The following is a 3,605-nucleotide window of genomic DNA, read 5'->3' as shown; positions in this document are numbered from 1 at the left end:
TTATAGTCGAATCAGGACAAAACTAATCCGACTATTGTTAGATTTTTACTTTGCATTTAAAAGGCTTCTAAGCCATTCTTTTGCCTTTTGGCTTACCTTATCATCTTTTAATGCCATGTCGTAAATTGTAATTTTGCGAGCCTCCTCCTCACCGTACATATCATCAAGTATTTCATTCCAAAGTGTTAATGCAGTAGAAGAAGCGATCATACCGATTTTGTTAAGAAGCCCATAAATTCGATCTCTCCAGTAGGCATCGGTGGCTTTTTCTATCCAGGAGATAAGCTCTGGTGTTAAACCAATCTCTTCAAGACCTTTTCCTTCTCCAAACCCTTTCTCCCACTTTTTGGTCCTGAGATGGGCATATTTTTACCATAGATCCCATTCACCCAATCCATATATTTTTTCCCAAGTGAATACCCACTTTTGAATAAGGATCATTTTTGAGATTACTTTTCAACTCCTCTGCCAATTGTTGCCAATTTTTTCGAAAACGGCTTTTTGCTGATTGGCTTTCATTTCTTTTTCAAACTCTACATACTGCTTGAGTTCATCAGGGGTGAATATTTCTTTAACCCAGTTATGTTCAAGATGCTCTGTCATTCTATATACCTCAATAAATTGAATAATGGTTTTCCAAGGAATGGATTGATTGTCATCAACAGAATGAATAATGCTTCTCAAAGTTTTGGCTCCCTCGAGTAAAGCAGCTGCTTTTTTCTCCAACACTTGTGCTTGGCTGTTAAAATGACAGAGCGCTTCACATTCTTCAGAGAGTAAGGTTTTGATTTGTGATAACTCAAAACCGAAAAACTTCAAAGCAATAATCTGTTGCAATTTCAATAAATCCTTTTCGGAGTAAATACGGTACCCATTGGCAAGTCGTAATGAAGGCTTGAGCAGACTTATACGATCATAGTGATGTAGTGTTTGCACTGAGACACCGGTTAATTTACTTAAGTCTTTTACGAACCATTGAGTCATCGTATTACCTCCTTCAATCAAAAGATAAGGTATATAGCAACAATAGGGTCAAGCGGCTTTTAGCATTTTTTATGTAGTCCACTATTTTTTCTATTTTTCATCAAGCAAATCAACAACTGCTTGTATTATTTTCTCAGTGCAATGACCTGCCTTTAGTAAAGGCTTTTTCCGTATGAAAAATAATGATATTTTCAACATTAATCATGTCGTCTTAATAATTTGTTAATCAAGAAGTGCAATAATCAATATTTTTAGGAAATAATAGATGTGCATTCTGGGTTCAATTATTGGAATAATATCTATCCTTCTAGGTGCTTTCGAACAGAGTAACGTATTAATAACCACCGGATTACTAACCTGTATCCTTACTCTGATCGCATTCCATTTAGCGTAATTTTCCCTGGAACATTGAACATTCACAGCCTAAGTAAGACAATAAACAAAGTATCAATTTCATTAGACAGGACTATATGAGCAAATGCGATTGGGATACAAAAGGATTTACAACCGGGCAAGTAAACCAAATTCAGGCAACTGATGATAAAACAACATCGCAGCATTTTCCTCACATCTTAATCGTGGAAGATAATTTTATTGCATTAAAATTACTTGAAACACTTCTAAAACAAGGAGGATGCGAATTTACTTCCACAATGGATGCAGAAAATGCCTTGGATTTGATCAAAAAATCTAAATTCGATTTAATCATTACCGATATCGGTTTGCCAGGTATGTCGGGAATTGAATTAGCCATCTATATTCGTAACTGGGAAAAAGATAATAATCAAAAAGCAATCCCTATTGTAGGCTTAACAGCTCATTGTTTAGCAAGCTCAGCTTATGAATGCATAGAAGCGGGCATGAGTCAGGTATTTACCAAGCCTATGACTCCAACGATTCTAACTGGTATTCTTTCCGAATTAGTTACTACAACCAAGGAAAATGAATACTCAAAAGTCATCGAAACAAAAGACAAGTTTTCTAAGGAATTATTTCTTGCCTTAGAGCAATTTCCCCTCTTTGATAGTCACCAAGGAATTAATCATTTAGGTAGTATTGAGTTATTAAAAGAGTCACTTGAGTTAATGATGAATGAGCTCCCTCTAGAGCAAATTAAAATTCAACAGGCTTATGAGGCAAGCGCTTGGGAATCTCTGGGAGAAACTATACTTCGGATGAGAAGCAGTGCTATTTATTGCGGAACAGCTAGACTACAATACACCTGCCAATACCTGCAGATTAATCAAAAGGCAGGCGATACAACCTATTTCAATACTTTATATCATCATTTACTCGAGGTCATAGAAAGTACTCAACAATCTATTAAAGCCTGGCTAAACCAACAAAAATAAACCTATACGTTTGCACATTAGTATCTTTTGGGATCACGATAGAAATTTTCGTGTACTCCTTGTGTCAATAAGAGTCGCTGTGCTGGCACCCTCTCTTAAGCTAAAAGAAATTGTTGGTGATTAATTTTAAACTTATCAACATAAATACTCGCTAAATGACTTTTTTAATTCAAATCAATCTGTTAACACACTTAATTAAGGGCAAAATTTAAATTTGTACTATATTTTATGGAGCAGGCTATAAATACAGAGGTTTGTTAAGGAGTAATGATGAAAAAATTAATCTATACAGTATTTTCTATCACTCTATTTTCTGTAGCATTAACTGGGTGTAGCTGGAATAACACGATAGACGAATCAAAAGCGACTTATATAAATACTGGAGTAGGTTATAGATTCATCCCGGTGAACACAGTAGAAGGTGTTGTACCGAGCTATGATATTGTGGTTTATTAAGAGGAAGATGATGGTCTTGCTCTCAGAGCGTGCTTATTTTTACGCATCCAGAGGGGATTTCAATTTAATCCTCTTCTTTTCATTCAACAAACTCCTGCCTGTTCATCACCCATGATGTGGTTTATAAAACACACTAAATAATAAGAGTAAGATCCAACCCAACATCATCAACGCACCGCCGCAGGGAGTCCCATAGCGAAAATAGGCTCAGCAAAAATCAAGGCGTATAAACTACCACTAAATACGAGCACGCCTAAGAGAAAACAACGCAAACAAGATGTAATAATTTGGAGGGTTTTCGCTGCAATCCATATAGACTGAGTGCAACCAGCAAAATACTATATAATTGCTGATAATGAAGTGCAATGACGAATCGTTGCGCATTTTTTGACGTTAACAAGACACCAAATACATGGCTTTCTAACGCCCCGAACATGACCGCAGATAAGCCGAGTAAACTTGCTAATGCTAAGATCAATTTCATATTAAATACGCTCCATGTAATTATCAACATCGATTAGCCGCGTGCTTTGCTAGTCATAGCATAGTATAGTTATACCGCATTAACGTCTATGTATAACAAATGTTAAAAATTGTCTAGGATTTATGATGACCTCTTCTAAAGCCCTACCCTCTCATCTTTCTTTGCGTTCTTATCAAACTGAAATCGCAAGTCACCATCATGATTTTGCTCAACTTGTATTACCTATTAGTGGTACTTTGGAACTTCAGACAGGTTGTCACTCCGGAATGGTCCGTGCTAACACGGCCGCTTTTATTGCCCCTTATGAAGAACATTGTTTTGCTGCGAGT

At 36.4% G+C, this 3,605-nt stretch carries 2 protein-coding genes and 2 pseudogenes; 2 read left to right on the top strand and 2 right to left on the bottom strand.

Annotation, left to right across the window (positions count from 1 at the left end):
• Positions 1 to 45: 45 nt before the first annotated feature.
• A pseudogene (locus BN58_RS36910) lies at positions 46 to 984 on the bottom strand (MerR family transcriptional regulator).
• 470 nt (positions 985 to 1,454) lie between these two features.
• Between BN58_RS36910 and BN58_RS08425 the strand changes: the two are divergent.
• Positions 1,455 to 2,336 (top strand): response regulator, encoded by an 882-nt coding sequence (locus BN58_RS08425; protein ID WP_019216452.1) that lies wholly within the window; start codon positions 1,455 to 1,457, stop codon positions 2,334 to 2,336.
• A 709-nt stretch (positions 2,337 to 3,045) separates the two neighbouring features.
• Here BN58_RS08425 and BN58_RS08420 read toward each other — a convergent pair.
• The gene (locus tag BN58_RS08420; protein ID WP_019216451.1) at positions 3,046 to 3,276 is read right to left on the bottom strand and encodes a DUF423 domain-containing protein; all 231 of its coding nucleotides are present in this window, start codon (positions 3,274 to 3,276) and stop codon (positions 3,046 to 3,048) included.
• Between the two features lie 122 nt (positions 3,277 to 3,398).
• Between BN58_RS08420 and BN58_RS23430 the strand changes: the two are divergent.
• Positions 3,399 to 3,605 (top strand): annotated as a pseudogene (locus BN58_RS23430) (AraC family transcriptional regulator); the annotation flags it as partial.

It is taken from the genome of Legionella tunisiensis (genome assembly GCF_000308315.1).
Lineage (GTDB): Bacteria > Pseudomonadota > Gammaproteobacteria > Legionellales > Legionellaceae > Tatlockia > Tatlockia tunisiensis.
Note: the sequence above shows the minus strand (reverse complement) of the source record. Positions and strands in the feature narration are given on the sequence as shown.

Bases quoted from the DNA above. Each gene is read 5' to 3' on its own strand.
- BN58_RS08425 (WP_019216452.1), top strand. From the start codon at position 1,455: ATGAGCAAATGCGATTGGGATACAAAAGGATTTACAACCGGGCAAGTA.
- BN58_RS08420 (WP_019216451.1), bottom strand. From the start codon at position 3,276: ATGAAATTGATCTTAGCATTAGCAAGTTTACTCGGCTTATCTGCGGTC.